This window comes from Gordonia zhaorongruii, from assembly GCF_007559005.1.
GTDB classification, from domain to species: domain Bacteria; phylum Actinomycetota; class Actinomycetes; order Mycobacteriales; family Mycobacteriaceae; genus Gordonia; species Gordonia zhaorongruii.
Genome location: NZ_CP041763.1, coordinates 2,197,072 through 2,221,840, shown reverse-complemented (window position 1 = coordinate 2,221,840; position 24,769 = coordinate 2,197,072). Strand labels below are relative to the sequence as shown.

General features: G+C 67.6%; 22 protein-coding genes. 13 read left to right on the top strand and 9 right to left on the bottom strand.

The window, feature by feature from the left end; translation table 11 throughout:
* Positions 1–202: 202 nt before the first annotated feature.
* Entirely contained in the window at positions 203–529 is a 327-nt protein-coding gene (gene gatC, locus FO044_RS10290; RefSeq protein ID WP_143965609.1) for an Asp-tRNA(Asn)/Glu-tRNA(Gln) amidotransferase subunit GatC, read from the top strand.
* Positions 526–2,031, top strand: a complete 1,506-nt coding sequence (gene gatA / locus FO044_RS10285) for an Asp-tRNA(Asn)/Glu-tRNA(Gln) amidotransferase subunit GatA (protein WP_143965608.1) — start codon at positions 526–528, stop codon at positions 2,029–2,031. The genes gatC and gatA overlap by 4 nt, the downstream gene beginning before the upstream one ends.
* On the opposite strand, the gene FO044_RS10280 is transcribed toward gatA, so the two are convergent.
* Positions 2,001–3,248, bottom strand: a complete 1,248-nt coding sequence (locus FO044_RS10280) for an alpha/beta-hydrolase family protein (protein WP_143965607.1) — start codon at positions 3,246–3,248, stop codon at positions 2,001–2,003. The two genes, gatA and FO044_RS10280, sit on opposite strands and share 31 nt — an antisense overlap.
* A complete protein-coding gene (locus FO044_RS10275; protein WP_244945745.1) occupies positions 3,245–3,883 on the bottom strand; it encodes a hypothetical protein in 639 nt (212 codons plus the stop codon). Before FO044_RS10275 ends, FO044_RS10280 begins: the two co-directional genes overlap by 4 nt.
* Before the next feature lie 166 nt (positions 3,884–4,049).
* Here FO044_RS10275 and FO044_RS10270 point away from each other — a divergent pair, with 166 nt between their 5' ends.
* The 3 genes from FO044_RS10270 (at position 4,050) to FO044_RS10260 (ending at position 7,154) form a co-directional block, all read left to right on the top strand.
* Positions 4,050–5,393, top strand: coding sequence for a sensor histidine kinase (locus tag FO044_RS10270; RefSeq protein ID WP_244945744.1), 1,344 nt, complete (start codon positions 4,050–4,052; stop codon positions 5,391–5,393).
* Positions 5,394–5,402: 9 nt separating this feature from the next.
* A complete protein-coding gene (locus FO044_RS10265) occupies positions 5,403–6,044 on the top strand; it encodes a response regulator (RefSeq protein ID WP_143965606.1) in 642 nt (213 codons plus the stop codon).
* Between the two features lie 78 nt (positions 6,045–6,122).
* Positions 6,123–7,154 carry an ATP-dependent 6-phosphofructokinase gene (locus tag FO044_RS10260; protein WP_143965605.1) on the top strand — a complete coding sequence of 344 codons (1,032 nt, stop codon included), beginning with the start codon at positions 6,123–6,125 and terminating at the stop codon, positions 7,152–7,154.
* 126 nt (positions 7,155–7,280) lie between these two features.
* Here FO044_RS10260 and FO044_RS10255 read toward each other — a convergent pair whose 3' ends face one another.
* Together FO044_RS10255 and FO044_RS10250 are read right to left on the bottom strand one after the other, a co-directional pair.
* A complete protein-coding gene (locus FO044_RS10255; RefSeq protein ID WP_143965604.1) occupies positions 7,281–8,006 on the bottom strand; it encodes a DUF5642 family protein in 726 nt (241 codons plus the stop codon).
* Between the two features lie 100 nt (positions 8,007–8,106).
* Complete coding sequence (locus FO044_RS10250; protein ID WP_425323581.1) at positions 8,107–8,274, bottom strand: PspC domain-containing protein; 168 nt, start codon at positions 8,272–8,274, stop codon at positions 8,107–8,109.
* A 227-nt stretch (positions 8,275–8,501) separates the two neighbouring features.
* Between FO044_RS10250 and gatB the strand changes: the two genes are divergently transcribed.
* A complete protein-coding gene (gene gatB / locus FO044_RS10245; RefSeq protein ID WP_132991775.1) occupies positions 8,502–10,007 on the top strand; it encodes an Asp-tRNA(Asn)/Glu-tRNA(Gln) amidotransferase subunit GatB in 1,506 nt (501 codons plus the stop codon).
* A 72-nt stretch (positions 10,008–10,079) separates the two neighbouring features.
* Here the strand turns inward: gatB and FO044_RS10240 are convergent, their stop codons facing one another.
* The gene (locus tag FO044_RS10240; protein ID WP_143965602.1) at positions 10,080–11,219 is read right to left on the bottom strand and encodes a PQQ-dependent sugar dehydrogenase; all 1,140 of its coding nucleotides are present in this window, start codon (positions 11,217–11,219) and stop codon (positions 10,080–10,082) included.
* A gap of 98 nt (positions 11,220–11,317) precedes the next feature.
* Here FO044_RS10240 and FO044_RS10235 point away from each other — a divergent pair, with 98 nt between their 5' ends.
* On the top strand, positions 11,318–12,679 hold the full coding sequence (locus FO044_RS10235; RefSeq protein WP_244945743.1) for a DoxX family protein: 1,362 nt from the start codon (positions 11,318–11,320) through the stop codon (positions 12,677–12,679).
* Between the two features lie 87 nt (positions 12,680–12,766).
* On the opposite strand, the gene ilvD is transcribed toward FO044_RS10235, so the two are convergent.
* The 3 genes from ilvD to FO044_RS10220 form a co-directional block, all read right to left on the bottom strand.
* Positions 12,767–14,611 carry a dihydroxy-acid dehydratase gene (gene ilvD, locus FO044_RS10230; protein WP_143965601.1) on the bottom strand — a complete coding sequence of 615 codons (1,845 nt, stop codon included), beginning with the start codon at positions 14,609–14,611 and terminating at the stop codon, positions 12,767–12,769.
* A gap of 140 nt (positions 14,612–14,751) precedes the next feature.
* Positions 14,752–16,086 carry a magnesium transporter gene (mgtE, locus tag FO044_RS10225; protein WP_143965600.1) on the bottom strand — a complete coding sequence of 445 codons (1,335 nt, stop codon included), beginning with the start codon at positions 16,084–16,086 and terminating at the stop codon, positions 14,752–14,754.
* An 83-nt stretch (positions 16,087–16,169) separates the two neighbouring features.
* Positions 16,170–16,712, bottom strand: a complete 543-nt coding sequence (locus FO044_RS10220) for a PH domain-containing protein (protein ID WP_244945742.1) — start codon at positions 16,710–16,712, stop codon at positions 16,170–16,172.
* A 234-nt stretch (positions 16,713–16,946) separates the two neighbouring features.
* Between FO044_RS10220 and FO044_RS10215 the strand changes: the two genes are divergently transcribed.
* The 4 genes from FO044_RS10215 (at position 16,947) to FO044_RS10200 (ending at position 21,088) form a co-directional block, all read left to right on the top strand.
* Positions 16,947–18,857, top strand: coding sequence for an acetolactate synthase large subunit (locus FO044_RS10215; RefSeq protein ID WP_186290530.1), 1,911 nt, complete (start codon positions 16,947–16,949; stop codon positions 18,855–18,857).
* Complete coding sequence (gene ilvN, locus FO044_RS10210; protein WP_132991770.1) at positions 18,854–19,357, top strand: acetolactate synthase small subunit; 504 nt, start codon at positions 18,854–18,856, stop codon at positions 19,355–19,357. Before FO044_RS10215 ends, ilvN begins: the two co-directional genes overlap by 4 nt.
* Positions 19,358–19,425: 68 nt before the next feature.
* Positions 19,426–20,427, top strand: a complete 1,002-nt coding sequence (ilvC, locus tag FO044_RS10205; RefSeq protein ID WP_186290624.1) for a ketol-acid reductoisomerase — start codon at positions 19,426–19,428, stop codon at positions 20,425–20,427.
* A gap of 214 nt (positions 20,428–20,641) precedes the next feature.
* Positions 20,642–21,088, top strand: coding sequence for an SRPBCC family protein (locus FO044_RS10200; RefSeq protein ID WP_132991768.1), 447 nt, complete (start codon positions 20,642–20,644; stop codon positions 21,086–21,088).
* A gap of 97 nt (positions 21,089–21,185) precedes the next feature.
* On the opposite strand, the gene FO044_RS10195 is transcribed toward FO044_RS10200, so the two are convergent.
* A complete protein-coding gene (locus FO044_RS10195) occupies positions 21,186–21,857 on the bottom strand; it encodes a trypsin-like serine protease (RefSeq protein WP_132991767.1) in 672 nt (223 codons plus the stop codon).
* 277 nt (positions 21,858–22,134) lie between these two features.
* Here FO044_RS10195 and serA point away from each other — a divergent pair, with 277 nt between their 5' ends.
* Together serA and FO044_RS10185 are read left to right on the top strand one after the other, a co-directional pair.
* Positions 22,135–23,730 (top strand): phosphoglycerate dehydrogenase, encoded by a 1,596-nt coding sequence (gene serA / locus FO044_RS10190; protein ID WP_132993284.1) that lies wholly within the window; start codon positions 22,135–22,137, stop codon positions 23,728–23,730.
* A gap of 11 nt (positions 23,731–23,741) precedes the next feature.
* Complete coding sequence (locus tag FO044_RS10185; protein ID WP_143965966.1) at positions 23,742–24,752, top strand: 3-isopropylmalate dehydrogenase; 1,011 nt, start codon at positions 23,742–23,744, stop codon at positions 24,750–24,752.
* Positions 24,753–24,769: the final 17 nt, after the last annotated feature.

Sequence of the window (24,769 nt, the reverse complement as noted above, 5' to 3'; positions counted from 1 at the left end):
CGCTACTTCGCCCGTTGGTCAGCGGCCAGTGGAGGACAGGGGTCAGTGGAGGACAGGGCCCAGTGGAGGACAGGGGTCAGTGGAGGACAGGGCTCACGTCGGGGAGAGGCGACTGCCGCGCCCGTGCGGCGGTCCCATATCCTGGAGTGCGTCCAACCATCCGTGTCGGCCGGTCAGTGCCGTAGACGAGAAAGGTCCGGCGATGTCTCCCGAATCCGAGTCCGCAGCCCAGTCGGCGATCAGCCGGGACGAGGTCGCGCACCTGGCGCGGCTGTCGCGTCTCGCGCTGAGCGACGCCGAACTCGACCAGTACGCACGTCAGCTCGATTCGATCCTGACGCATGTCGCGCAGGTGTCGGAGGTGGCAGCCGACGACGTGCCGCCGACCGCGCATCCCGCCGACCTGCGGAATGTGCTGCGTGCCGACGAGGTCGTGCCCGGTCTGACCGCGGAGGAGGCGCTGTCGGGAGCCCCGGCCGTCGAACAGGAACGTTTCGCAGTCCCGCAGATCCTCGGGGAGGAACAGTGAGCCAGCCCAGCACCCGCACTGCCGGTGACGTCACCGGTCTGACCGCAGCCGAGCTCGCAGCCAAGATCGCCGCGCGCGAGGTGTCGTCGGTCGAGGTGACGCAGGCCCACCTCGACCGGATCTCCGAGATCGACGGCGAGCTCGGTGCGTTCCTGCACGTCGGCGCGTCCGAAGCGCTCGACGCGGCCCGCTCGGCGGACGAGGCCATCGCCAAGGGCGACGCGCCGTCGTCGCTGACCGGCGTGCCGATCGCACTGAAAGACGTGTTCACCACCCTCGACGCGCCGACCACCTGCGGTTCGAAGATGCTCGAGAACTGGGTCGCGCCCTACGACGCGACGCTCACCAAGCGTCTGCGCGAGGCGGGGATCCCGATCCTCGGCAAGACCAACATGGACGAGTTCGCGATGGGTTCGTCGACGGAGAACTCGGCGTACCAGGTGACCCGCAACCCGTGGGACACCGATCGCATTCCGGGCGGCTCGGGCGGCGGCAGCGCGGCGGCGCTCGCCTCCTACCAGGCGCCCCTCGCGATCGGCACCGACACCGGCGGTTCCATCCGGCAGCCTGCTGCGGTCACCGCAACCGTCGGTGTGAAGCCGACCTACGGCACCGTGTCCCGCTACGGGCTGGTGGCGTGCGCCTCTTCGCTCGATCAGGGTGGCCCGTGCGGCCGGACGGTGCTCGACACCGCGATGCTCCACGAGGTGATCGCCGGGCACGACCCGCGGGACTCGACCTCCATCGACGCACCCGTGCCCGATGTGGTCGTGGCCGCGCGCGCAGGTGCAGGTGGAGATCTGACCGGTGTGCGCATCGGCGTGGTGAAGCAGTTGCAGGGCGAGGGCTATCAAGCCGGTGTGCTGGAGTCCTTCCGTCAGGCGTGCGCCACGCTCACCGACCTCGGCGCGACCATCGTGGAGGTCGACTGCCCGAGCTTCTCGTACGCGCTCGGCGCCTACTACCTGATCCTGCCGTCGGAGGTCTCGAGCAACCTGGCGCGCTTCGACGCGATGCGCTACGGCCTGCGCGTGGGCGACGACGGTACGCACAGTGCCGACGAGGTCATGGCGATGACCCGAGCTGCCGGCTTCGGCCCGGAGGTCAAGCGCCGCATCATGATCGGCACGTACGCATTGAGCTCCGGCTACTACGACGCCTACTACGGTCAGGCGCAGAAGGTCCGCACCCTCATCGCGCAGGACTTCTCGAAGGCCTACCAGGATGTGGACGTGCTGATCTCGCCGACCACGCCGTCGACGGCCTTCAAGCTCGGTGAGAAGGTCGACGATCCGCTCGCGATGTACCTGTTCGACCTGTGCACGCTGCCGGTGAACCTCGCCGGTACCGCCGCCATGTCAGTGCCGTCGGGCACGGCGAACGACGGTGGCAACGACACAGGACTCCCGGTCGGCCTGCAGATCATGGCACCCGCCATGGCCGACGATCGGCTGTACCGCGTGGGAGCAGCCTACGAGGCTGCGCGCGGGCCGATCGTCTGACACCCTCCGGGGATCGATCCGGCGGCCAGTCCCTGCTCGATGCCGTAGTTGTGGCCGCTTCCCGATGGTCCGTCCAGTGAGACCGCCAGATCGAGCGCCGTCCCGATGAACGAGACTCCGGGCAGCCACGGGGCATGCAGCGTCGGCTGCTGGCCCACTGTCCGGGTTCCTCCGGGCTGGACGGGTCGGTGCCACAGCAGCGACGGAGAGAACTCCGTGACCGGATCTGTCGCGTTCGCCAGCGACACCCGGGGTGCGCAGTCGGGGAGCGACTCCACCGTGCCTGCCGGTGCGCCCGCCAGGACTGTTCCGGCGACCGGTACGTCGTGCCCGGCGGCCCAGGATCGCGCGGCGTCGGCGCCGATCGCGCCAAGGCTCTGTCCGAACAGATAGACCTCGGGCCGCTCGTCCGGGGAGATCCTGGACAGGGTCGCATCCAGTGCGCGGACGACCGCGGTCGCGCTGCTGCCCGCGTCCTGTGGCGAAGAGAGGTAGGCCTGCCACGACGGCACCTGGGAGTACTGCAGCGCCAGGATGCGTACCGATCCGCCGAAGTGCCTGCGGAAGCCGTCGACTGCAGCCGAATCCACCCAGCCGGATCCGGTCGGGACGGCGATCACCACGGCGCGGCGGTGCAGACCTCCGGAGGCTCTCCACCGCCGGACGAGGTCCTCGGCTCGTGCGTCGAACCTGTCGGCGGACGGATGCTCCGGATCGTCGACCGCCGAGTACACCACGTGTGCGTCGTCGGGCAGGTCGGGAGCGGCGTGCGCACCGGCCGCCGGAGCTCCGATCGCGGCGATCGTCAGCGCCCCGATCATGAGCGCCCGGCGCGGCAGTCGGCTGACGGCGGTTGCGGCGGCGAGCGGGATCAGCCCCGTAGCGGCGACCCACCCGATCCCCGCCGGCGGGAGCCCGAACGTTCCACGCACCTCCTCCTGCCACCACAGCGCGCCGATGAGGATGGCCGCAGCGGCGATGAGGGACCCGATCACCAGTTGACGCGGTGCCGTCCGGTGGCGCAGCGATCGCGGCAGAACGTACCTGCCGAGCAGGGCCCCGGCACCCAACCCGAGGAGCGCGAACACGGTTGCGGCGGCCGCCGACAGCAGCGCCGGACGCGGCAGTTGCCCGGGAGCCAGTGACAGTGCCCAGCCGGCCGCACCTCCGAGGAGAGCGGCCGGATGAATCCCGTCGGCCGCCCTCGCCGCGGTCATCGCCGGGCGAGGGCGTCGAAGGTGCGCAGAGTCGCGGTCGCGACCAAGTCACCACCGGATTCGGGTACCGGCGTATCCCAGCGCTGCCGCCACGAGTTGGCGGTGAGGCCGGCGTCCGCCATCGATGCGGCGATGCTGCAGACCGGGTTTGTGCACGAGGCGTGCATGGAGTCGATGAGCCATGTGTCGAGGGAGCGGCGTCCCCATTGGCCGGGTGCGTGGCCGGTGCGGGTGTCGAAGCGGAGCAGGTCGTAACCGAAGTCGTGAGTCCGGCACAGCGGCTCGAAGCGGTCGGGCAGCGGTACCGGCGACGAACAGCCCCCGCGTGGATTCACCGGCCTGCCGTCCTCCAGGATCGGCCGGTAGCCCATCGTCGCGGCGAAGCCGCGCGGAAGGTGTGCGATGGCGTCGGCGGGACTCGGTCCCACCAGATCGGCGATCGCCCGGTCGGCTTCGGTCGAGATGGTGCCGGTTGAAGCCGGAGCCTCCGCGGATACGGCGTCGGCGGTCGCCGTGCCGATGACGACGGTGGCGAACATCGCGATCACGAAACCGATGAGCACGGAACGGGCAAACCGGATTCTGCTCCGCACACGGGTGGGATCGGCCGTCGGGGATGAAGGATTCTCTGTCATGGGAATGACGCTAGAAACGCCGAGTACCTGCGCGGATCCGTCTTCGGGGCGATTGTCGCCCGGCGCTGGCCGGTGAGTGCGCGGTAGGTGCTCACCCTAGCTGGTGGTGACGATCTGGCTCCTGCGGGGGAGGCGCCGTGTCCCTTCCCGGACATATCGTCGGTACGTGAAGTTTCCGTCTGTGCGCCGAACCACGGACTCCACGCGGTCCGAGTCGAGCCGCAAGGAGGTCCGGCGCAGCCGTAGCGAGGGGCGGCGCACGCGTCGTGAATCGCTCCGGCGGCACCTTCCATCGCCGTCGCTCGATCTCGTGCCCGACCCGGCGGTGCGCCACTACCTGCGCAATAGATGGAACTGGGTCGGCCTGGCGCTCGCCGTGACGATGCTGGCCGTCACCTGGCCCAACCTCGCGAACACGCACGAGGTCGCGACCTTCCTGCTGCCGGCCTTGTCGCTGGCGGCGTCCTTTCCCCTCGCCCTGATGTTCGCCGGGCCGGGCGCGGTGCGGGCCGGCTGGGCAGTGGTGGTCGTCACCGGTGCGCTCTCGAGTCTGATTCCGCACCCCGGCATCGACTTTCCGATGCCCATCCCGATGTTCCTGGTGCTGCTGACGATGACCTTCGCGGTGTTCTGCACCCAACCGCTGGTCCGGATCCCGGTGGCCGCGGTGATCACCGCGGGGGCGATCGTCGTCGGAGTCGAGCCCGGGACCCGGATCGGCTGGATCTTCGGGATCGGCGTGCTGGCAGTCACCGTGGCCTTCATCCGGTACCGGATGAACTCGCAGCGGGAGATCGAACGGCACACGACCGAGACAGAGCATGCGCAGGCCCGCGAAGCGGTGCTCGCCGAACGCACCCGGATCGCCCGTGAACTGCACGACGTCGTGGCGCATCGCATGTCGATGGTGGTGGTGATGTCGCAGACGGCGAAGTACCGCTTGGCGGCGGCCGATCCGGCGGAGGTGATCGGACCGGGTGCGGATGCGGAGTTCGGCGCCATCGCCGATGCGGCACGACAGTCGCTGAACGAGGTCCGGCAGCTACTGGGGGTGCTGCGTCCCACCGAGGACGACCGTGCCGCAGACGCCGGTGATCCGGCCGGCGGGCTCCGGCCCGTGCACGGGGTCGCCGACCTGGCCGACCTCATCGGCAGCGTCCGGGCCGCCGGAGTGGACGTCGACTACGTCGACCGGGTCGACGACTGGGGAGATCCGGGCGCGACCGGTGCGGCCGTCTACCGGATCGTCCAGGAGTCGCTCACCAATGCGGCGCGCCATGCGCCGGGTGCGGATGTCACGGTGCGACTCGATCGTGAAGGGAGCCGCGTTGTGGTCTCGGTGACGAACGCCGCACCCGGCGTGACCCCGGCAGTGGAGCAGCGCGTGGGCGGCGGGCAGGGGTTGATCGGCATGCGGGAGCGTGCGTCCGCGGTGGGCGGCGTCTTGGCTGCCGGCCCCGCTGACGACGGCGGGTTCGCGGTGACGGCCCGGCTCCCGGTGACGGATTAGAGTGAGCCCGTGCCCATCACCGTGTTGATAGCCGACGACCAGGCCATGGTCCGTGCCGGATTCGCGGCGCTTCTCGATGCCGCGCCCGGTGTCTCCGTGCTAGGTGACGCCCAGGACGGTGTGGCCGCGGTGGAGCAGGTGCAGCGATTGCGCCCCGACGTCGTTCTGATGGACGTGCGGATGCCGCGCAAAGACGGTCTGTGGGCCGCCGAGCAGATCATCTCCAGCGGCGCGTCGACGCGCGTGCTGATGCTGACCACTTTCGACATCGACGATTACGTGTACTCCGCGCTGCGCATCGGTGCGTCGGGTTTCATGCTGAAGGACGCCCCTGCTGACGAGTTGGTCCGCGCGGTGCACGTGGTGGCCTCCGGCGACGCACTGCTCGCGCCGTCGGTGACTCGGCGGCTGATCGCCGAGGTGACCTCACGTACGCCGAAGAAGACGTCTGCCGCGGCCGGTGCCCTCACTCCCAGGGAACGGGAGGTTCTCGAGACCGTTGCCGAGGGCAAGTCGAATGCGGAGATCGCAGGGGAGCTGTTCGTGTCGGAGCAGACGGTCAAGACCCACGTGAGCAATGTCCTGGCGAAGCTCGGGCTGCGCGACCGTGCGCAAGCAGTGGTCTTCGCGTATGAGAACGGCTTGAAGTAGACGCCCGCGACCGAAACCGGCCTATCGTGGGCGTGCACGCACCTGCTGCGTGAAGACCTGCGACGCGAAGGGAACCACATGGCGCACTACGGGATCCTGACGTCCGGTGGCGACTGCCCCGGGCTCAACGCGGTGATCCGCGGAACCGTCCTGCAGGGCGAGACGGTGCACGGGCAGACGTTCGCGGGCTACCGCGACGGATATCGCGGGCTCGTCTACGGCGACGCGATTCCGTTGCAGCGCAGCGCGGTCCGTGGAATCTCACAACAAGGCGGCACCATTCTGGGCACCAGCCGGTTCGGCCCGTACTCCGAGTCGGACGGCGGAACGGAGAGCATCGAACGGCAGATGGACCGGCTCGGCATCGACGGGGTGATCGCGATCGGCGGCGATGGCACCATGGCCGCCGCGAATCGTCTTCTGGAGGACGGGATCCCGGTCGTCGGTGTACCCAAGACCATCGACAACGATCTCGAGGCGACCGACTACACGTTCGGCTTCAACACTGCGGTCGAGATCGCGACTGAGGCGGCGGACCGGTTGCGGACGACGGGCAACTCTCACAAACGGTGCATGGTCCTCGAGGTGATGGGCAGGCATGCGGGGTGGATCGCCCTGCACGCAGGCATGGCGGCCGGAGCGCATGCGATCCTGATCCCCGAGGCTCCGGAATCGCTCGTTCAGATCTGCGCGTGGGTGACCAGTGTCCGAGATCGTGGTCGTGCACCGATGGTGATGGTCGCCGAGGGGTTCACACTGCCGGACATGGAGGAGGCTCACTCGCACCGCGGCCTCGACGAATTCGATCGTCCGCTCCTGGGCGGCGTAGCCGAGGTCCTCGCGCCGCTCATCACCGAACGGACCGGTATCGAGACCCGGACCACTGTCCTGGGCTATATCCAGCGTGGCGGCGTGCCGTCGGCGTGGGACCGCGTCCTGGGAACCCGATTCGGTCAGGCCGCCAGCGATCTCGTGGCGGACGGGGAGTGGGGCAGGATGGTCGCGCTCCGCGGCACGGACGTCGTCCGGGTCCCGTTGTCCGATGCCGTCGGGCACACCAAGAAGGTGCCGCTGGATCACTACCGCGGGGCCCGTGCGCTCTTCGGCTAGCCGGGGCGCAGGTGGTCGTCATGCCAGTCGGTGAATGCTCGGGTGAGTGGTACCGCTCCGGGACGGCATTGCCCTATAGGCCGATGGTGCTCGTGTGCGGTACCACTCCGACGACGGCCGCTTCGCTCAGGCGGCGTCGGTGATCTTGGCTGCCTGGACGTTCGCGATCTCGAGGACCTGCGACTTGGCCTCGTCGCTCACTTCGTCGGAGTCCTTGAGACTCGTGACGGCGACCAGGATCACGACTCCGTTCACCTCGGCTGCGATGCCGTACTGCGCCATCGACACCTCGATGTCCATGCCCTTGCTGGTCATCGTGTACGCCAGAGCGTCGGACGCACCCGCGACCCGGGGGTCCTCGCCGATCTTCACGGTGGCTTTCGACTCGGTGTCGCCCATCTTGTACTCAACGCGCGGGCACTGCTCGTTCGCGCTACGGGCTTCGGCGACGGAGGGGCCGTTCTTGATGACGGCGTCGGTGACCATCAACGCTCCGCTCTCGGAATTGCCGGCGATCGCCGCGTACTCGCCGCCGCTGGTGAGCTTGTCGAACGCGGTCGCTTTGTCAGCGCATTCCGCTGGAGTGACAGTCGCGCCCTCCGGGAGCTTCATCGACTCGAGAGCCTGGTCGGTTGCGCTCTTGGGGAGGGTGTTGAATCCACCGTCACTCGGGAACTCCTGGGCGGTGAGCAGCAGTTGCTGCGACGACGCCTGCGGAGCGGACCCCTGAGAGCTGTTCGCTGCGTCGTTACCCGCGGGAGCGCTGTCGCCGTCTTCCGCCGAACCGCACGAAGCGGTGGCTAAGGCGATTCCGGTCGCAGCGAGAACTGCGATGAGACGGCGAGTGCGCATGGGTGCTCCAGTCGATAGTTCCGATTTCGGACAGACTGTAGCCGGGGAACCATGACTGCTCAACACGGGGACTTCTCCGTACGTGCGGTGGCGTCCCAGGTCAGGCCTTCGGAATGACCGCCCACAGGAGCAGGTACAGGAGAACCTGCGGGCCGGGCAGGACGATCGACGCGACGAATGCGATTCGGACCCAGGTGGAGTCGACGCCGAAGTACTCGGCGAGACCGCCCGCGACTCCGCCGATGAACTTGTCGTCGACTGATCGCATCAGCCGGCGGGATCGAGGAGGAGGCGGGACCGGTGCAGTGCCGGATGTGCCGGCTGGTGGAAGCTGATCGTTCATGGGGGAGCTCCTCAGGTAGGGCCGCGGTAGCGGCGATGCGGACCGAACAACTGGAGAGTGCGCTCGATCCGAGTGCCCTCCACGGTACGAACGTCAGGCCGTTTCGGCATCGGGAGAATCCCCGAGATCCGACCCCAGATACGATGGTCGGCATGAGTGCGGCTATCGACGAATTGATGGATTTCGACGACGTCATCGAGGCTTACGACCCGGTCATGGGTATGGAGGTCCACGTCGAGCTGGGCACGGAGACCAAGATGTTCTGCGGCTGCCCGACGACGTTCGGCGGTGAGCCGAACACCCAGGTCTGCCCGGCGTGCCTGGCGCTGCCGGGCGCACTGCCGGTCGCGAACGCGCAGGCGGTCGAATCGGCCGTCCGCATCGGGCTCGCGCTGAACTGCTCGATCCGCGAATCGAGCGTGTTCGCGCGGAAGAACTACTTCTACCCGGACCAGCCGAAGAACTACCAGATCAGCCAGTACGACGAGCCCACCTCGTACGACGGCTACCTGGATGTCGAGCTGGCCGACGGCACCACCTGGCGCGTGGAGATCGAACGCGCGCACATGGAGGAGGACACCGGCAAGTCGCTGCACATCGGCGGCAGCACGGGCCGGATCCACGGAGCCAGCCATTCGCTCCTCGACTACAACCGTGCCGGCGTACCGCTGGTCGAGATCGTCACGCGCCCAATCGAGGGCGCCGGGGCACGCGCACCCGAGATCGCCCGCGCCTACGTGACTGCGCTGCGCGACCTGCTCAAATCGCTGAATGTCTCGGACGTCCGGATGGACCAGGGGTCGCTCCGGTGCGATGCGAACCTGTCGCTCAAGCCGAAGGGGGCCACCGAGTTCGGTACCCGCACGGAGACCAAGAACGTGAACTCCCTCAAGTCGGTCGAGACGGCGGTGCGCTTCGAGATGCAGCGCCAAGCGGCTCTCCTCGCCGCCGGTGACGAGATCGTTCTCGAGACCCGCCACTTCCATGAGTCGGACGGCACCACGTCGGCCGGCCGGCCGAAGGAATCGGCCGAGGACTACCGCTACTTCCCCGAGCCCGACCTGCCGCCGGTGATCGCCGACCCGTCATGGGTCGAGAAGCTTCGGGAGACGTTGCCCGAACTGCCGTGGATCCGGCGCGCCCGCATCCAGCAGGAATGGGGCGTCTCCGACGAGGTGATGCGCGACCTGGTGAACGTGGGTGCCGTCGACCTGATCACGGAGACGGCCGAAGCGGGTGCCTCACCGGCGGCCGCGCGTAGCTGGTGGGTCTCGTTCCTCGCTCAGCAGGCCAACAGCCGTGATGTCGAACTCGCGGACCTGTCGATCACGCCCGCACAGGTCGCCGAGGTCATCGGCCTCGTCGACGAGGGCAAGCTGACGAACAAGCTGGCTCAGCAGGTCGTTGTCGCCGTCCTCGACGGCGAGGGCGAGCCGGCGCAGATCGTCGCCGACCGTGGGCTCGAAGTGGTGCGCGACGATTCGGCGCTCCAAAGCGCGGTCGACGACGCGCTCGCCGCCAACCCCGACATCGCGGAGAAGATTCGCGGCGGCAAGGTGCAGGCGGCAGGCAAGATCGTCGGCGACGTCATGAAGGCGACCCGGGGGCAGGCCGATCCGGCGCGCGTGAAGGAACTCGTGATCGAGGCCTGCCAGTAGTCGCACCGGATTCGACTGAGTCGGCCTCCACGGATCCGCCTCTCACCGGACCAGGTCCGGTCGACGCCGAACTCACATCCGGTCTTCGCCGCCGCCGCCCTTCGGCATGTGGATGGCGACGCGATCGTCAGTCCGGACCGGCTTGGCGTCAGGGGCGGTCTTGTTGACGGTGGCCAACTGAAACGCTGCTCCGTCGCCGATCGAGGTCATGCGACCGACGGCGCCGTACGACTTACTCAAGTCCTCGCCTGCCGGTTCGCCGACGACCGGGTTCGCATTGCTCGGCTTGGAGAACACGTCGAGACGTTTCTCCGATGCGACCGAGACGGCGATCCAGTCGGCGCCGGTCGCGCAACCCGTGACACCAGGACGGTCGGCCCAGGTCCACAGGGTTTTCAGCGACTTCTGCGTCACCAGGGACAGACGGTCGCCCGCCTGGCCGCTGTCGGCGACGAACAGCCGTCCGTCTTCGGGGTCCGGGCACAATGCGACGTTCGAGCCCAACCCGGTCGCCAGAACCTCCGGGCGCGGGTCGGTGCGGTTGGGGTCGATCTCGAAGATCTTGCCGGCGAGTGACGAGCGGTTCTGCGCCGAACCTGGATCACCCGCGTTGCCGGTGGCGACCGTCAGCGTGTTGGGGGAGGTGAAGGTGATCGAGCCCATGTTCCCGGTCGCGCCCTTCGGAATCCCGGTCAGGATCGGCTTCACCGAGCCGGTGGGAGCGATCCGCACCACGCGGTTGTCCGACCCGGTGGTGACGAGCGCGAAGATCATCTGATCTTCCATCCACGTGGGTGACAACTCGAAGTCGATCAGACCCCCGTCGCCGGACGCGTCGACGTCGACGGATGCCACCTCCCGTTGCGGTCCGTACCGCTTGGACAGGATGATCTTGCCGGTGGTGCGCTCGGCGACGTAGGTGGTCTGGCCGGCCTCGTCGGCAGGCCGCACGCCGGAGGTCGACGCCAGACAGGTCGCGATCACCGCCGGGTCGGGGTCGACGCACGGTCCGGTCGGGGGATCGGCGGGCTCGGACGGTTCGGGCGGTGCCTTGGGAGCCTGGAATGTCTCGCTCGGTACTTCGCTGAACGATCCCTGGTCCGCGGTGTGCTGTTGTTCGTCGAAGTCGGCGCATCCGGCGGTGGCCGTGAGGGTGGCGACAGCGACGATCGCAACAGCGGCACGTCGCGACAGACGGGAGGGCACGAGCATAACTCCACGATAGGGGATGCACGTCCGGCAACGATCGTTACCAAATCGTGGAGTGGCGGTCAGCCTCTCCGCAGCCGAAGACGCATAACCTCAGAGGCGTGAGTAGTTCCGAAGACAGCAACCAGGTTCCGGGCGGCGGTGACGTGGGCCGATCCGATGATTCGGCCGCAGCGACGCCGCGGCCTCGGCCACGACGTCCGCAGCCCGACCGTGACAGCTTCATCGAGCGGCACGGCAGAGGCAACGGGTCGAAGTCGCAGGCGGCGGACGCGGAGAGCTTTCCGGTCGATGAGCAGGCTCCGGTAGCCGACGCCCCCGAGTCGACGACCAGGATCGAGAGCAGCGCTGCGTCGCCCGCCGACGACAACGACACCGGGGTGATGGACCGTGTCGACGATGGACCCGATGACTGGGGATCAGCGACCGACACAGGGGCAGGCGAAGCAGGGGGAGCCGAAGCAGGGGGAGCGCGGCCGTTGGGGCAGTCGCCTGCCCATCAGACCCCGGCAGATGACCCGCCTGCGGATGCCCCGCAGGCGGACGACTCGTCTGCAGGTGAACCGACGCAGGCTTTCGCAGCGCCTGTCACCGAGTCGCCCAAGGCGTACTCCGAGGTCGGCGAACCGCCGGAGGGTGCGAGCGCGCGACTTCCGCGCAGCTCCGTGCCCGTGCAGTCGTCCGACGAGCCGGTGCACACCGAGCCATTCGAGAACCCTGACGACGAGCGCGACCGTCCGCGCGGTGAGCGGCGGACCGCCGAGCATCTGACGCAGGAACCGCTCCCGTACATCGATCCGGACGAGACCCAGACTCTCGACGAGTCCGAGTACGCGTCGGAACCTTTCGATGACGAGCCCGAGGCGGTACAGCCGGCCGCTGCGGTGGCACCGGAGGCGCCTCGGGCGCGACGGGGAACGGTGGACCTCGGTCTGCTGATTCTCCGACTCGCGCTCGGTGCGGTGTTCACTCTGCACGGACTGCAGAAGCTGACCGGATGGCTGAACGGCCCTGGGCCGGATGGATTCGCAGACTTCCTCGCCAACTCCGCCGACCCGAGCCTCGGCTTCAACTCGGACGTGACCAAGATCCTGTCGCTGGTCGCCGGAGTCAGCGAGACGGCGGGCGGCATCCTGCTCATCCTCGGACTGTTCACCCCGATCGCGGGCGCCGCCGTGCTGGGCACGATCCTCGTCGCGATGACCTACAAGGCGACTCTCGCGGGAGGCCTGTGGTTCTTCGTGGCGGACGGCAACGGCAACGGCATCGAGTACGAGGCCATGCTCGCGGCGGCCGCCGCAGCCTTGATCCTCACCGGTCCGGGCCTGTACTCGTTCGACCGCCGCTGGGGCTGGGCACGTCGTCCCGCGTGGGGATCCGGTTTCTGGGTGCTCGTCGGCATCGGTGCCGCGATCGCGGTGTGGGTCGTGTTCAACGGAACTAATCCCCTCGTCAACTCGTGAGGGTGCGGCGACGCATACGGCGGGACTGACTCACTGAAAGGGCGCCGGGCCGGAGAACGATCTCCGGCCCGGCGCCCTTCTCGTCCCTCAGTTGACCTCGCGCACCGCACCGCGGTCGGCGGACGTGGCGAGTTTCGCGTAGGCACGCAGGGCCATGGTCACCGAGCGATCGCGGTTGCGAGGCGCCCACGGGTGCTCAGAGGCCTCCATCTTCGCGCGGCGATCGGCGAGCGTCTCGTCGTCGACGAGAACCTTGAGAGCACGTGTCTTGACGTCGATGAACACCTCGTCGCCGTCCTCGATGAGTCCGATTGCGCCGCCGGCGGCCGCTTCCGGGGAGACGTGCCCGATGGACAGTCCCGACGAACCGCCGGAGAAGCGCCCGTCGGTGATGAGGGCGCACTTCTTGCCCATCCCGGTGCCCTTCATGAACGCGGTCGGGTGCAGCATCTCCTGCATTCCGGGACCGCCGGCTGGGCCCTCGTAGCGGACCACGAGGACCTCTCCCGCCTGAATCGTCTTGCTCAGGATCACCTGAACGGCCTCTTCCTGGCTCTCGACGACGCGCGCCGGTCCCTGGAAGTTCCACAGTTCCTCGTCGATGCCTGCGGTCTTGAGGACCGCGCCGTCCGGCGCGATGTTGCCTTGGAGAACGCAGAGGCCGCCCTCATCGGTGTACCGATGCTCGAAGTCGCGGATGCAGCCGCCCGCGGCATCTGTGTCCAACTCGCTCCAGAGGTTGTCCGTGGAGAACGGCTCAGTGGTCCGCACGCCGCCGGGTGCCGCGTAGAACAGTTCCTTCGCCTCGGCGGTCGTCTTGCCGCTGCGGATGTCCCAGTCGTCGAGAAACTGCGCCATGGTCGGGGCATGGACGGTCGACGTCGTGTCGTCGAGCAGTCCGGCACGCCGCAGTTCGCCGAGGATGGCAGGGATTCCGCCCGCCCGGTGCACGTCCTCCATGTGGTAATCGGAGTTCGGCGCGACCTTCGACAGGCAGGGCACGTTCCGGCTGATCTCATCGATCGCCGCGAGATCGAAATCGCTGACCTCACCCTCCTGTGCGGCGGCGAGGATGTGAAGGACCGTGTTGGTCGAGCCGCCCATCGCGACGTCGAGCGCCATCGCATTGCGGAACGCGGAGGGCGAGGCGACGCTGCGGGGGAGGACCGAATCGTCGTCGTCGCGGTACCAGCGCGTAGCGGCCTCGACGATCACCTCGCCGGCCCGACTGAAGAGCGCGCGGCGCTTCTCGTGCGTCGCCAGCGTGGACCCGTTGCCGGGGAGAGCCAGTCCGAGCGCCTCGGTGAGGCAGTTCATCGAGTTGGCGGTGAACATGCCCGAGCACGAACCGCACGTCGGGCACGCGCTGCGCTCCACCTCGGACAGCCCGCCCTCGTCGACGGCGTCGTTCGCCGACGCCGAGATCGCGGTGATCAAGTCCGTGGGAGCCTGCGCCACGCCGTCGACGACGACTGCTTTGCCCGCCTCCATCGGCCCGCCCGAGACGAACACGGTCGGGACGTTCAGCCGCATCGCGGCGTTGAGCATGCCGGGCGTGATCTTGTCGCAGTTGGAGATGCAGACCAGTGCGTCCGCGGTATGCGCGTTCACCATGTACTCGACCGAGTCGGCGATGATCTCGCGGCTGGGGAGCGAGTAGAGCATGCCACCGTGGCCCATCGCGATGCCGTCGTCGACCGCGATCGTGTGGAATTCGCGCGGGACGCCGCCCGCTTCGCGCACCGCGTCGGCGACGATCTCGCCGACGTCTTTGAGGTGGACGTGACCGGGCACGAACTGCGTGTACGAGTTGGCGATCGCGACGATCGGCTTGCCGAAGTCGCCGTCGGTCATTCCGGTGGCGCGCCACAGGGCGCGGGCGCCGGCTGCCTCGCGGCCGACTGTGGTGGTGCGAGACCGTAGGGGTGGCATGTGGTTTCCTCGCTCGAATCGATTATCTGGTTCTGCTCGTTGGTGCTTCACACCCGGTCAGGGCCGTGACCGGGCATATGTCGCAAGGCTACGCGCACCCGGAAGGTCGCCCTCGGTACAGGGGGCGACGGTGTGACGCATCAGATTCCGAGCACGGTCTTCGCGATCGTGAAGTAGATGAGGAGGCCGGTCGCGTCGCAGAAAGTGGAGATGAACGGCGTGGAGAAGACCGCCGGGTCGACCCGGATCGAACGTGCGGCGAGCGGCATGATCCCGCCGACGGTCGCCGCCATCGTGCATACCGACACGATGGTCAACCCGATGACGGTGCCGATCCCGGTGTCGTAGACAACCGACGCGAACGCGAAGCCGACGATCCCGAGAGCGGCGCCCATCGCGGCGCCGACGCTCGCCTCCTTGCGTGCGATGTGCAGAACGTCGCGCGTGCGTATCTCCGCCATCGCGAGTGCGCGTGTCACGGTGGTCGCGGCCTGCGATCCCGTATTGCCGCCGATACCGGTGAGCAGCGGGATGAACAGCGCCAATGCGACCTTCTGCTCGAGGGTCCCCTCGAACACCTCGAGGACATTGACCGTCAGGATCGCCGACAGTGCGAGCACGAACAGCCAGATGATCCGTGCGCGAGTGATCGCGATGACCGACGACCGCAGGTACGGAGTCTTGACCACCTCGTGCGCGCCGGCTCGCGCGGCGTCCTCGTCGCCGGCAGCGGCGACCACGTCGGCGGCGTCGTCGAGCGTGAGCACACCGATCAGCCGGTTCTCGTTGTCGACCACGGGCATGGCGGGGAGGCTGAGCTCCACGCAGCGCCGCGCAGCGGCCTCGGCGGGCATCTCCGCGCGTGCGTGGATGGGCGCCCGCCACAGGTCCTCGAGGAGGACGTCGGAGTCGGACAGCAGCAGGTCGCGCAGGCTCACCACCCCGAGCAGACGACGCTGATGGTCGACGACCGGCACCGTGTAGATGGTCTCCGCGTCATGCCCGCGCTCGATGACCCGTGCCAGTGCGCGCTCCACCGAATCGTCCGAGTACACGTGCACGAACTCCGGACTCATGCGGCGCCCGACCGAGTTCCGTCCGAATCCGAGGACCACCGACGTGACCTCGCGCTCTTCCGGGGACAGCGTGCGGATCAGGCGTTTGGCGACGGTCGCGGGCAGCTCATCGAGAAGTTCGGCGCGGTCGTCCGGGTCGAGGTTGTCGAAGGCATCGACGACCTCGTCGGTGCTGAGGGACGTGACCAGCTGTGCCTGGGCGTGCGACGTCATATCGTCGAACACCTGGACGGCCTCGTCCTTGGACAGGAGGCGGAATCCGATGGTGCTGCGTCTTCGATCGAGACCGCCCAGGACGGCGGCCGCCTCCTGCGGCGCCATCGTCGCGAGCTGCCGAGCAGTCTCGGTCAGCTGTCCGTCGTCGATCAGCGACGCGATGTCGCGCGCGGTCACAGGCACAGTCGATCCCCTCTGGGCGCAGGCTCGGCGGATGACCCGGTGATCCGGGGCAGGTGATCTGCGAAGTGGCAGTCGAAGTCGGGTCAGTCGAGGGCGTCTTCAGTCGCGGCGTCGGCGGCTGCGCGTGCCTCGCGCTCGGATGCGAACGGATCGGGGAGGCGGCCGCCGCTGGCAGCCGACAGGGCCGGGACGTCCTCGAACCGGACGGCGGGAAGGCGCACCTCACGGCCGTCCGTGGTGACGGCGCGCACCGAACTCCACTTCGGGAACTGCAGGCCTTTGACGTCGTCCCACGACAACGAGGTGACGCCCGATGCTCCGGTCGCCGTGATTCCCTCGGCGTCGGCACGGGTGTGCAGGCGGTGAATCCACCAGACCAGGGCGACCGGCACGACGAAGGCGATCGCGAACCACATGGAGCCGCCCATCAGCAGCACCACGAGCAGCACCACGGCGAGCACCGCGAAGTAGGCGAGGCGGGAGATCTTGAAGTCGAACACCGAATCCGTCACGCCGACATTGTCCCACGCGTCGAGTGCGTCCCGCGAAGCGGCGGAAAGCGGGACCGCGAAGCGCGGGATGTGTGCCGGGGCCGGGATTCGGCGCAGTACCGGGATTTGACTCACGAGCCGTCGGCGTCCTAAATTGATCGCGTGATGGATCAGAAGGTTCTCGTAGTACTCGGTCGGCGCGTCAACGCCTGATCGGGAACTTCGCCAACCTTTCCGAACGTCAACGACGCGCCCCTCGAACAGCTCAGCTGTCGAGGGTTTTTTCTTGTCAGGACCCGGTGACGAGAGCCACCGGCCTGCGAGTCACGTCGAGAACATATTGCTGGCTTTAGGGATGAGGAACGTGCAGTGAGTACTCCAGCAGCACACGGGTCTTCCGGGCGACCGCAGTCGCCCTCGACCGAGTCCATGCGTTCGGGCAGCGCGAGCGTCGCGCCCGAGCGGGTCACCGGCGCACAGTCGGTGGTCCGAACTCTCGAGGAACTCGGCGTCGAAGTGGTCTTCGGCATTCCGGGTGGCGCAGTGCTCCCGGTGTACGATCCGCTCCTCGACTCGACCAAGGTCCGCCACGTGCTCGTCCGCCACGAGCAGGGCGCCGGACACGCGGCCACCGGATACGCGCAGGTCGCCGGTCGTGCGGGCGTCATGATGGCGACATCGGGTCCGGGCGCGACCAACCTGGTCACACCGCTGGCCGACGCCCAGATGGACTCGGTCCCGGTGGTCGCGATCACCGGTCAGGTCGGACGCGCGCTCATCGGCACCGACGGATTCCAGGAAGCCGACATCTCCGGGATCACGATGCCGGTCACCAAGCACAACTTCCTCGTCAGCTCCGCGGCCGACATTCCCCGGATCGTCGCTGAGGCGTTCTACATCGCGGAGAGCGGCCGCCCCGGCGCCGTCCTGGTCGACATTCCGAAGGACATCCTGCAGGCGGAGACCACCTTCTCGTGGCCGCCGCAGCTCGATCTCCCCGGTTACCGGCCGGTCACCAAGCCGCACGGCAAGCAGATCCGCGAGGCAGCCCGCCTCATCCAGCAGGCCGTTCGCCCGGTCCTGTACGTGGGCGGAGGCGTCATCAAGGCCGAGGCGTCCGCCGAGCTGATCGAGCTCGCGGAACTGACCGGCATCCCCGTCGTCACCACCCTGATGGCGCGCGGTGCGTTCCCGGACAGTCACGAACTGCACATGGGCATGCCGGGCATGCACGGCGCCGTCGGTGCCGTCGGTGCCCTGCAGCGCAGCGACCTGCTGATCACATTGGGCGCGCGGTTCGACGATCGCGTCACCGGCCAGCTCGATTCGTTCGCACCCAACGCGAAGGTCATCCACGCCGACATCGATCCCGCGGAGATCGGCAAGAACCGCGACGTCGACGTTCCGATCGTGGGCGATGCGAAGCAGGTGATCGTCGAGCTCACCGAGGCGCTGCGCGCCGAGCGCGCAACCGGTGGCGTCACGCCGAATCTCACCGAATGGTGGTCGTTCCTGAACGGACTGCGCGAGACGTACCCGCTGAGCTACGACAAGCAGTCCGACGGCTCGCTGTCGCCCGAATTCGTCATCTCCGAACTGGGTAAGGCCGCCGGACCGGACGCCGTCTATGTCGCGGGCGTCGGCCAGCACCAGATGTGGGCCGCGCAGTTCATCAAGTACGAGAAGCCGCGTACCTGGCTCAACTCGGGCGGGCTGGGCACCATGGGCTACTCGATCCCGGCCGCGATGGGCGCCAAGGCCGCATCGCCCGAGACCGAGGTCTGGGCGGTCGACGGCGACGGCTGCTTCCAGATGACCAACCAGGAGCTCGCCACCTGCGCGATCGAGGGCATCCCGATCAAGGTGGCGCTCATCAACAACGGCAACCTGGGCATGGTCCGCCAGTGGCAGACGCTGTTCTACGACCAGCGTTACTCCAACACGGACCTGTCGACGCATTCGCGGATGATCCCCGACTTCGTGAAGCTGGGGGAGGCGCTCGGCTGCGTCGCGATCCGCGTCGATCGAGAAGAGGATGTGGCGCCGGCCATCGCCAAGGCGCGCGAGATCAACGACCGCCCGGTTCTGATCGATTTCATCGTCGGCAAGGACGCCCAGGTGTGGCCGATGGTCGCCGCCGGTACCGGTAACGACCAGATCATGGCGGCCCGGAACATCCGGCCGCTGTTCGATGACGACGAGTCGGCCGCCGGCCCGGTGGACATTCACGATGTCATGGCGGGCGAGCAGGATTCCACGGAAGGGAAGGCAGAGCTGTGAGCACCACCCATACGCTGAGCGTTCTGGTCGAAGACCGACCGGGCGTGCTCGCCCGAGTGTCCGGACTCTTCTCCCGGCGCGGTTTCAACATCGAGTCGCTGGCCGTGGGCCCGACCGAACTTCAGGGAATCTCGCGAATGACCATCATGGTCACCGTCGAGGACTTCCCCCTCGAACAGGTGACGAAGCAGCTCAACAAGCTGATCAACGTCATCAAGATCGTCGAGCAGGAACCCGCGCACTCGGTGTCCCGTGAGCTCATGATGATCAAGATCCGCTCCGATTCCACCAACCGTGGTGAGATCATCGATGTGGTGAACCTCTTCCGGGCGAAAGTCATCGACGTCTCGCCGGAATCGGTGACCGTCGAGGCCACGGGAACCTCGGAGAAGCTCGAAGCGCTCCTTCGGATGCTCGACCCGTACGGCATCCGGGAGATCGCACAGTCGGGCGGCGTGACTCTGGGGCGTGGCCCCAAGAGCATGTCGGCCAACCGCTAGCGCGACAATATACGAATAGGCACAACACCTTTTAACTCCACTCGAAGGGAAACACTGTGGCAGTCGAGATGTTCTACGACGATGACGCCGACCTGTCGATCATCCAGGGCCGCAAGGTCGCGGTGATCGGTTACGGCAGCCAGGGCCACGCGCACTCGCTGTCGCTGCGCGACTCGGGCGTCGACGTCGCCATCGGCCTGCGCGAGGGCAGCAACTCGCGCGCCAAGGCGGAGGAGCAGGGTCTCAAGGTCATGTCGACCGCGGAAGCCGCTGCATGGGCCGACGTCATCATGCTCCTGGCCCCGGACACCAGCCAGGCCAAGATCTTCACCGACGACATCGAGCCCAACCTGAAGGACGGCGACGCGCTGTTCTTCGGTCACGGTCTCAACATCCACTTCGATCTGATCGAGCCTGCGGACAACGTGACCGTCGGCATGGTGGCACCGAAGGGCCCTGGACACCTGGTCCGTCGCCAGTTCGTGGACGGCAAGGGCGTGCCCTGCCTGATCGCCGTCGACCAGGATCCGAAGGGTGAGGGCCAGGCTCTCGCGCTCAGCTACGCCAGCGCCATCGGCGGTGCGCGCGCGGGCGTCATCAAGACCACCTTCAAGGAAGAGACCGAGACCGACCTGTTCGGTGAGCAGGCCGTGCTCTGCGGTGGCACCGAGGAACTGGTCAAGACCGGCTTCGAGGTCATGGTCGAGGCGGGCTACGCACCCGAGATGGCCTACTTCGAGGTGCTGCACGAGCTGAAGCTCATCGTCGACCTCATGTACGAGGGCGGTATCGCCCGCATGAACTACTCGGTGTCCGACACCGCGGAGTTCGGCGGTTACCTCTCCGGCCCGCGCGTCATCGACGCCGACACCAAGGAGCGCATGAAGGCGATCCTGGCCGACATCCAGTCGGGTGAGTTCACGCGCCGTCTCGTCGCCAACGTCGAGAACGGCAACACCGAACTCGAGGGTCTCCGCAAGGAGAATGCGGAGCACCCGATCGAGGTCACCGGCAAGAAGCTGCGCGACCTGATGAGCTGGGTCGATCGTCCGATCACCGAAACCGCCTGATAGGCGCGAGTTCTCACGATCCCCGCGACCCTCCTGTTCTGCAGGGGGTCGCGGGGATCGTTCGCTTCGGCGGGGTGATGTCCGGCGACGTGACTGGAACCGGTTGCCGGAAGTGCGTGCCACTCGTCTGTTCTCGAGTGGTTCCGTGACATCGTGAGCCGAACAAGAAGGGGGCGCGAGTGCGCTCCCCGCAGAGTGGACGGGGAGGGGTTCGATGACATCGATACATCGGGAGGCGGAGACCGCTGTGCCACGCGAGAAGGTGTTCGCGTACGTCAACGATCACACGACGGTGCCGAAGTGGATGTTCGGCATCACGAGTTTCGAGCCGACGACCGATCAGGTCGAGGGAGTCGGAGCGACGTTCGAGTCGGTGATGCGCGTCGGACCGAAGACGTTCACGTCGACGATGAAGGTCACCGAGTGGGTCCGCGACGAGGTCATCGCGATGACGTCGATCGCCGGAACCGACGTGCAGACCGCGTGGCGGTTCGCCGACGGATCCGATCCGGGCAGCACCCGGCTGACGGTCGATTTCGACTATCAGCTCCCCGGTGGACTGGCCGGTCGAGCACTGTCCGCCATCGTGGAACCTGTCGTCGGGCAGGCGATCCGTCACACCGAGCAGTCGCTGCTGGCGCAGGTCGCGTCCGCCGTGTAGGTGCACCGGACGCATGAGCAGACGCAAGAGCGGGCGGTCCCCATCGGGACCGCCCGCTCTTCACGTCGCAGGTTCGCCGGTAGTGAACCGGAACCGGTTACACCGGCTTGAAGGCGCCGTAGCCCTTGCTGTCCAGACGCTTCAGAATCGTCTTGATGTTGGTTCCGGTCTCCGGGCCGAGGCAGGAGAGGAAGTAGTAGGCGTTGACCATGCCCACCAGTCGGTCGCCGATGACGACCGGGCTGCCCGAGTCGCCTTCGATGACGCACATCTGGCTGAAGTGCGACTGACGGTCCGAGAACCAGGTGACGCCACAGGTCTTACCGGTGGTGCGGCCCGTCTTGCACAGGACGGTGGGGAAGTTGACGTTCGCGCGGGTGTCGATCTTGCGGATCGTGACGCCGCGGACGGTGCGCTTCGGTGCCACCTTCGACGGATCGAGCTTGATCACGGCGACGTCGATGTCGGCTCCGCTGTAGACGACCTCACCGAGCTTGCCGCGCTGCTGCTGCGACTCGGAGACGACGGTCTGGCCGGGCTTACCGCAGTGACCGGCGGTGACGGCGATCAGTTCGCCCTTGTGTGAACCGGCCGTCGGGTGACCGACCGTCGTCAGGGTGCACGCGGACGCGGTGTTTCCGCCCTTCAGGACAAGGATGCCCGAGCCTCCGCCCAGTCCGACCTTCGGTGCTGCATCGGCGGCGCCGATGCCGACGAGCGACATCATCGCAGTCGCGATGACCGCGATGAGTACCGTCAGCTTCTTCATATTTTCTCCACTCGCATTACGTACAAGACCCCACGGCACACCGCAGACGCTCTCCAGTTAACCGCACCGAACACTGTGCTCAGTGGCCACGACCGATTCGTGAACCGGTCGTGACGCAATCGATACGCCGAACGTAATGTACCGCCCAAGCGTGTCGGCTGCCACATTCATCGGTGGCCGACTGCGTTCGCTCACAGGTTCGGCACTAAGATTCGAGGTGCTGAATCGTCGCGTGGTGCAGCCTGCGGCGTCCGCCCCCGAGAATCTGGAGAAACCTGTGACCGATGCCGGCCGCCCAGTCGTCCTGATCGCCGACAAACTCGCGCCTTCGACCGTGGAAGCACTCGGCGGCGACGTCGAGGTCCGCTGGGTCGACGGCCCGGACCGCCCGAAGCTCCTGGAGGCCGTGGTCGACGCCGACGCCATCCTGGTCCGCTCGGCCACCAAGGTCGACGCCGAGGTCCTCGACGCGGGCACGAAGCTCAAGATCATCGCCCGCGCAGGCGTCGGCCTGGACAACGTGGACGTCCCGGCGGCCACCGAGCGCGGGGTCATGGTCGTCAACGCTCCGACGTCCAACATCCACTCCGCCGCCGAGCACGCGATCGCGCTGCTCATGTCGACCGCTCGCCAGGTGCCCGCCGCCGACGTGACGCTCAAGGAGCACACCTGGAAGCGCTCCTCCTTCTCCGGCGTCGAGATCTTCGACAAGACCGTCGGCGTCATCGGATTGGGCCGTATCGGCCAGTTGGTCGCGGCTCGTCTGGCCGCCTTCGAAGCGCACATCATCGCGTACGACCCGTACGTGTCGGCCGCCCGAGCAGCTCAGCTCGGGATCGAGCTGGTGTCGCTCGACGAACTTCTCGAGCGCGCGGACCTCATGACCATCCACCTGCCCAAGACGAAGGAGACCGCCGGTCTCATCGGCGCCGAGCAGCTCACGAAGGTGAAGTCCGGCGTCATCATTGTGAACGCGGCTCGCGGCGGCCTGATCGACGAGGCCGCGCTGGCTCAGGCGATCACCGACGGCAGGGTCCGCGGTGCGGGGCTGGACGTGTTCGATTCCGAGCCGTGCACCGATTCGCCGCTGTTCGAGCTCGACCAAGTGGTCGTCACGCCGCACCTCGGCGCGTCGACGGCCGAGGCTCAGGACCGCGCCGGCACGGACGTCGCCAAGAGCGTGCAGCTCGCGCTCGCCGGTCACTTCGTGCCGGACGCCGTGAACATCACCGGCGGCCCGGTCGACGACGAGGTCGCGCCGTGGCTCGAACTGTCGCGCAAGCTGGGTGTCCTCGCCGGCGTCGTCGCAGGCGGCATGCCCACCAACCTGACCATCAAGGTCAGCGGTGAACTCGCGGCCAGCCCGGTCGACGTCCTCGGGCTGTCTGCGGTCCGCGGTCTGTTCTCCGCGGTCGTCGACGAGCCGGTCACCTTCGTGAACGCTCCGGCGGTCGCCGCCGAGCGCGGGGTGAGCCACGAGGTCGTCACCGAGACCGAGAGCCCCAACCACCGCAGCCAGGTGGACGTGAAGGCCGTGTTCGGCGACGGCAGCGTCGTCAATGTCACCGGCACGCTCACCGGCCCGCGTGAGGTTCAGAAGATCGTCAACATCAACGGCCGCAACTTCGATCTGCGCGCCGAGGGCCGCAACCTGATCGTCGGCTACGCGGATCAGCCCGGTTCGCTGGGCAAGATCGGCACCGTGCTCGGCGAGGCCGGGGTGGACATCGTGGCAGCCGCGCTGTCGCCGGACGCTGAGGGATCGGGCGCCACCATGCTGCTGCGCATCGACGAGGAGCTCTCCGCCGACCTGCTCGGCAAGGTCTCCGACTCGGTCTCGGCAACGCTCATCAAACAGGTCGATCTGTCATGACGGCGCCGGAGATGAAGCTGGCCGTCATCGGTGGCGATGGCATCGGTCCGGAGGTCACCGACCAGGCGCTCCGCGTCCTGCGGAAACTCCACCCCGAGGTCCAGACCACCGAGTACGACTTCGGTGCGCGCCGTTACCACCGGACCGGCGAGCTGCTGACCGACGAGGACGTCGCATCGTTGCGTGAGCACGACGCGATCCTGCTCGGTGCGATCGGGGACCCGTCGGTTCCGTCGGGTGTCCTCGAACGCGGTTTCCTGCTGAAGCTGCGCTTCATCCTCGACCACCACGTGAACCTTCGTCCGTCGATCCTCTTCGACGGCGTCACGTCCCCTCTCGCGGGCGACCCGACGATCGAATTCGTCGTGGTCCGTGAGGGAACTGAGGGCCCGTACACCGGCAACGGCGGCGCGATCCGCGTCGGCACCCCGAACGAGGTCGCGACCGAGGTCAGCGTCAACACACGGTTCGGCATCGAGCGAGTGGTCCGGGATGCATTCGCCCGGGCCCAGGCTCGCGGCAAGAAGCTGACACTGGTGCACAAGACGAACGTGCTCACGTTCGCCGGCTCCATGTGGGCGCGAGCGGTCGAGGAGGTCGGAAAGGAGTTCCCCGAGATCTCCACCGACTACTGCCACATCGACGCGGCAACCATTTACCTGGTCACCGATCCGTCCCGTTTCGACGTGATCGTCACCGACAATCTGTTCGGTGACATCATCACCGACCTGGCTGCTGCCGTGTCGGGTGGTATCGGCCTGGCCGCGTCGGGCAACATCGACGCGACCCGCGCCAATCCGTCGATGTTCGAGCCGGTCCACGGCAGTGCCCCGGACATCGCCGGGCAGAACCTGGCGGATCCGACCGCCGCGATCCTCTCGGTGGCACTCCTGCTTCGTCATCTGGGCGACGCCGAGGGCGCCGACCGAGTGGAGCGGGCAGTCGCCTCCGACGTCGCCTCGCGCGGTGAATCCCGCGGCTCCACCAGCGAGGTGGGTGACCGCATCCTCGCGGCGGTCTGATCGAAAGGGGCTCTTCC

Excerpts from the sequence above, each read along its gene's own strand:
- gatC (WP_143965609.1), top strand. The coding sequence starts at position 203 with ATGTCTCCCGAATCCGAGTCCGCAGCCCAGTCGGCGATCAGCCGGGAC.
- FO044_RS10280 (WP_143965607.1), bottom strand. The coding sequence starts at position 3,248 with ATGACCGCGGCGAGGGCGGCCGACGGGATTCATCCGGCCGCTCTCCTC.
- FO044_RS10275 (WP_244945745.1), bottom strand. The coding sequence starts at position 3,883 with ATGACAGAGAATCCTTCATCCCCGACGGCCGATCCCACCCGTGTGCGG.
- FO044_RS10260 (WP_143965605.1), top strand. The coding sequence starts at position 6,123 with ATGGCGCACTACGGGATCCTGACGTCCGGTGGCGACTGCCCCGGGCTC.
- FO044_RS10255 (WP_143965604.1), bottom strand. The coding sequence starts at position 8,006 with ATGCGCACTCGCCGTCTCATCGCAGTTCTCGCTGCGACCGGAATCGCC.
- FO044_RS10250 (WP_425323581.1), bottom strand. The coding sequence starts at position 8,274 with ATGCGATCAGTCGACGACAAGTTCATCGGCGGAGTCGCGGGCGGTCTC.
- gatB (WP_132991775.1), top strand. The coding sequence starts at position 8,502 with ATGAGTGCGGCTATCGACGAATTGATGGATTTCGACGACGTCATCGAG.
- FO044_RS10240 (WP_143965602.1), bottom strand. The coding sequence starts at position 11,219 with ATGCTCGTGCCCTCCCGTCTGTCGCGACGTGCCGCTGTTGCGATCGTC.
- ilvD (WP_143965601.1), bottom strand. The coding sequence starts at position 14,611 with ATGCCACCCCTACGGTCTCGCACCACCACAGTCGGCCGCGAGGCAGCC.
- ilvC (WP_186290624.1), top strand. The coding sequence starts at position 19,426 with ATGTTCTACGACGATGACGCCGACCTGTCGATCATCCAGGGCCGCAAG.
- FO044_RS10200 (WP_132991768.1), top strand. The coding sequence starts at position 20,642 with ATGACATCGATACATCGGGAGGCGGAGACCGCTGTGCCACGCGAGAAG.
- FO044_RS10195 (WP_132991767.1), bottom strand. The coding sequence starts at position 21,857 with ATGAAGAAGCTGACGGTACTCATCGCGGTCATCGCGACTGCGATGATG.
- FO044_RS10185 (WP_143965966.1), top strand. The coding sequence starts at position 23,742 with ATGAAGCTGGCCGTCATCGGTGGCGATGGCATCGGTCCGGAGGTCACC.